Here is a 4,708-nt window from a genome sequence, read left to right as displayed (position 1 = left end):
CCCGCCCTTGCCGCCTTCTTCCGATAGGCCAGATGCACCGCGCAGGTGCAGCCCGGCGGGTGCGCCGCCATTTGTTCCGCGCCATCGTTGGCCGGCACCGCGCTGGTCGGCGCCAGGGTCGGCATCGCCTCCTTGAGGCGGCGATCCCGCGCGGATTGATCCTGGGTCGGGATGTAGTTCAAGACCGGCGCCAGCCAGCGCTCGGCCTCCTCCACACTCCAGCCTTTGCGCGCCGCATAATCCTCGACCTGGTCGCGCTCGATCTTGCCGACGCCGAAATAGAAGCTTTCGGGGTGGCTGAAATACAGCCCCGACACCGACGAGCCCGGCCACATCGCAAAACTTTCGGTAAGTCGGACGCCGGCGGTGTTCTCGGCATCGAGCAGACGAAACAGCGTCGCCTTCTCGGTGTGATCGGGCTGCGCGGGATAGCCGGGCGCGGGGCGGATGCCCTGGTATTGTTCGAGGATGAGCTGCTCGGGCGCAAGCGTTTCGTCCGGCGCGTAGCCCCAGAATTCGCGGCGCACCCGCGCATGCATGCGCTCGGCGAAGGCTTCGGCGAGGCGATCCGCCAGCGCCTTGCACAGGATCGAGGAATAATCGTCATTGGCGTTCTTGAAGCGATCGGCGATCACGTCCTCGCCGATCCCGGCGGTGACCACGAAGGCGCCGATATAATCGGGCACGCCCGACGTCACCGGCGCGATGAAATCCGACAGCGCCGAATTGAAGCGGCCTTCGCGTTTTTCCAGTTGCTGGCGCAGGGTGTGAAACGTCGCGATCGCGGTGCTTCTGCTGTCGTCGGCATAGACCGTGATGTCGTCGCCATCGGCATTGGCCGGCCAGAAGCCGATGGTGGCCTGCGCCGTGAACCACTTCTCCTTGATGATGCGATCCAGCATCTTGCGGGCGTCGTCATAGAGCGAGCGCGCGACCTCGCCGACCTTTTCGTCGTCGAGAATCGCAGGAAAGCGCCCGGTCAGCTCCCAGGTCTGGAAGAACGGCGTCCAGTCGATATAGGCGGCGAGCTCGGCGAGGTCGTACGCCTCAAAACTCTTGATGCCGAGAAACGCCGGCTGCTTCGGCGGCGTTTTCGCAAAATCAATCTTGCCGGCATTGGCGCGGGCATCCGTGAGTTTCAGCCGCTTCTTGTCGGCCTGGGCGCGGAAATGCGCCGCGGAAATCTTGGCGTAGTCGGCGCGCACTTCAGTGGCATAGGCCTCGCGCCGCTCCGGCGAAAGCAATGCGGAGGCGACACCGACCGCGCGGCTGGCGTCGTTGACGTGCACCACCGGGCCGCTGCGGTAATTCGGATCGATCTTGACGGCGGTGTGGACGCGGCTGGTGGTGGCGCCGCCGATCAGCAGCGGCACGCTCATGCCCTGGCGCTCCATCTCGCCGGCGAGGAAACTCATCTCGTCCAGCGAGGGCGTGATCAAACCCGAGAGGCCGACGATGTCGGCGCCCACGGCCTTGGCGGTCTCGATGATTTTTGCCGCCGGCACCATGACGCCGAGGTCGATGACCTCGAAATTGTTACATTGCAGCACGATGCCGACGATGTTCTTGCCGATGTCGTGGACGTCGCCCTTGACGGTCGCGAGCACGATCTTGCCGGCGGAGCTGCGGCCGTCGCCGACGATGCCGTTGGCGAGGTTGCGCGCCTTCTCCTCTTCCATGAACGGCATCAGATAGGCCACCGCCTGCTTCATCACCCGGGCGGATTTCACGACCTGCGGCAAGAACATCTTGCCGTCGCCGAAGAGGTCGCCGACGATGTTCATGCCGGCCATCAGCGGGCCCTCGATCACGTTGAGCGGCCGCTCGGCGATCTTGCGGGCGTCTTCGGTGTCGGCCTCGATATATTCGGTGATGCCGTGCACCAGCGCGTGGGAGAGCCGCTTGTCGACCGGCCATTCCCGCCAGGCCAGATCCTGCTCCCTGGTCTGCTTCTCCTTGCCGCGGAATTTTTCCGCCAATTGCAGCAGCCGTTCGGACGCGCCGGGGTCGCGGTTGAGAATGACGTCTTCACACACCTGGCGCAATTCCGGATCGATGTCGTCATAGACAATCATCTGCCCGGCATTGACGATGCCCATATCCATCCCGGCCTTGATGGCGTGATACAGGAACACCGAATGCATCGCCTCGCGCACCGGCTCGTTGCCGCGGAACGAGAACGAGAGATTGGAGACGCCGCCGGAAATATGCGCATGCGGCAGGTTTTGCCGGATCCAGCGCGTCGCCTCGATGAAATCGACGCCGTAATTATTGTGCTCCTCGAGCCCGGTCGCGATCGCGAAAATATTGGGATCGAAGATGATGTCTTCCGGCGGGAAATCCAGTTGCCCGACCAGGATGTCGTAGGCGCGTTTGCAGATTTCGGTCTTGCGCGCAAACGTATCGGCCTGGCCGGCCTCGTCGAACGCCATCACCACCACGGCGGCGCCGTGGCGCCGCGCGATTTTGGCCTCGTGAATGAATTTCGCCTCGCCCTCCTTCATCGAGATCGAATTCACCACCGGCTTGCCCTGAACGCATTTCAGGCCGGCTTCGATCACGGCGAATTTCGAGGAATCCACCATCACGGGGACGCGGGCGATGTCGGGCTCGGCGGCGACGAGGTTGAGGAACGTCACCATCGCGGCTTCGGAGTCCAAAAGCCCCTCGTCCATGTTGACGTCGATGATCTGGGCGCCGTTCTCGACCTGGTCGCGCGCCACCTGAAGTGCGGCGGTGTAATCGCCGGCGGTGACCAGCTTGCGGAATTTCGCGGAGCCCGTGACGTTGGTGCGCTCGCCGACATTGACGAAGGGAATCGCGGGCGTCAGCTCGAATGGCTCCAGACCAGACAGCCGCAGGCGCGGCTCGATCTCGGGGATGGCGCGGGGCTTATGCGGCGCGACCGCGGCGGCAATCGCGGCGATATGATCGGGCGTGGTGCCGCAGCAGCCGCCGACGATGTTGACGAGGCCGGCCGAGGCGAATTCGCCGATCAGGCGCGCCATATAGTCCGGGCTTTCGTCATACTGGCCGAATTCATTGGGCAGGCCGGCGTTGGGGTAGGCGCAGACCAGCGTATCGGCGACGCGGCCGATATCGGCGATATGCGCGCGCAAATCCTCCGCGCCCAATGCGCAGTTGAAGCCGATGGTGATCGGGCGCGCATGGCGCACCGAATTCCAGAACGCTTCGGGCAGTTGCCCCGACAGCAGGCGGCCGGATTTGTCGGTGATGGTGCCGGAGATCATCACGGGAACGTCGACGTTACGGGCCTCAGTGATTTCAGCGATGGCGTAGAGCGCGGCCTTGGCGTTGAGGGTGTCGAAGATGGTCTCGACCAGCAGCAGATCGGCGCCGCCGTCGAGCAGGCCGTTGATCTGCTCGCCGTAGGCCTGGCGCAGGTCGTCGAAGGTGACGGCGCGGTAGCCCGGACTCGACACGTCGGGCGAGATCGAGGCGGTGCGGTTGGTGGGGCCGATGGCGCCGGCGACAAAGCGCGGTTTGCCGTCCTCGGCCTGGACGCGGATCGCGGCGGCGCGCGCCAGCGTGGCGCCTTCGCGATTGAGCTCATAGGCAAAACCCGAGAGGTCGTAATCGGCCTGCGCGATCGAGGTCGAGGAGAAGGTGTTGGTGGCGACGATGTCGGCGCCGGCGCGCAAATAATCGGCGTGGATGTCCTCGATCGCCTTGGGCTGGGTCAGGATCAGAAGATCATTGTTGCCCCGGAGGTCGCGGTGAAAATCCTTGAACCGCTCGCCGCGAAACGCCGCTTCGTCATATTCGAGGCCCTGGATCATGGTGCCCATGGCGCCGTCGAGCACCAGGATACGCTCGCGGGCTGCCGCGAGCAGGGCGGTTCGCTTGGGAGAGACGGCGATGGTCATCGATCAGGCGGCTTTCTGTGCGCCTTGCGGGCGAATGCCGAGCAAGTGGCTGATGGCGAACACGAGATCCGCGCGGTTCATGGTGTAGAAATGAAAGGTGTCGACGCCGTGCTTGGCGAGCTTTTGCACCTGACCGGCCGCAACCGTCGCCGCCACCAGCTTGCGGGTCTCGGCGTCGTCGTCGAGGCCTTCGAATTTTTCCGCGAGCCATTCCGGCACGCTGGTGCCGGCGCGGGTCACGAAATTGCGCGCCTGCTTGAAATTGTGCATCGGCATGATGCCGGGCACGATCGGGATATCGATGCCGCGCGCCCGAACCCGGTCGAGATAGCGGAAGTAGAGGTCGTTGTCGAAGAACACCTGGGTGATGGCGCGGGTCGCGCCGGCATCGACCTTGGCCTTGAGGACATCGATGTCGGCATCGAAGTCGCGGCTTTCCGGATGTTTTTCCGGATAGGCGGAGACGGAGACTTCGATGTCGCCATGATGCTTCTTGATGCCGGCCACGAGTGCGGCCGAGGTCTGGTAGCCGTCGGGATGCGTGGTGTAGGCGGTGCCGATGCCGCCGGGCGGATCGCCGCGCAGCGCCACGATATGGCGGACGCCGACCTCGTGATAGCGGCTGACGATGTCGTCGATCTCGCCGCGCGCCGCACCGACGCAGGTCAGATGCGCGGCCGGCAGCAGGTCGGTTTCAGCGAGGATGCGGGCGATGGTGGAATGGGTACGCTCGCGGGTCGATCCGCCGGCGCCATAGGTCACCGAGACGAAATTGGGCGTCAGCGGCGCGAGGCGCTTGATGGTGTCCCACAGGCTGCGCT

Annotated in this window: 2 protein-coding genes; both read right to left on the bottom strand. The window is 64.5% G+C overall.

Going from position 1 to position 4,708, the window contains the following annotated elements:
- On the bottom strand, nt 1-3,887 hold a 3,887-nt coding region (gene metH / locus ABR948_RS28350), incomplete at its 3' end, for a methionine synthase (protein ID WP_428124423.1).
- Nucleotides 3,888-3,890: 3 nt separating this feature from the next.
- Nucleotides 3,891-4,708: methylenetetrahydrofolate reductase [NAD(P)H] (gene metF / locus ABR948_RS28345; protein WP_428124421.1), on the bottom strand; the 818-nt coding region annotated here is incomplete at its 5' end.

The sequence above is a fragment of the Bradyrhizobium sp. genome (assembly GCF_050014615.1).
Taxonomy (GTDB): domain Bacteria; phylum Pseudomonadota; class Alphaproteobacteria; order Rhizobiales; family Xanthobacteraceae; genus Bradyrhizobium.
Note: the sequence above shows the minus strand (reverse complement) of the source record. Positions and strands in the feature narration are given on the sequence as shown.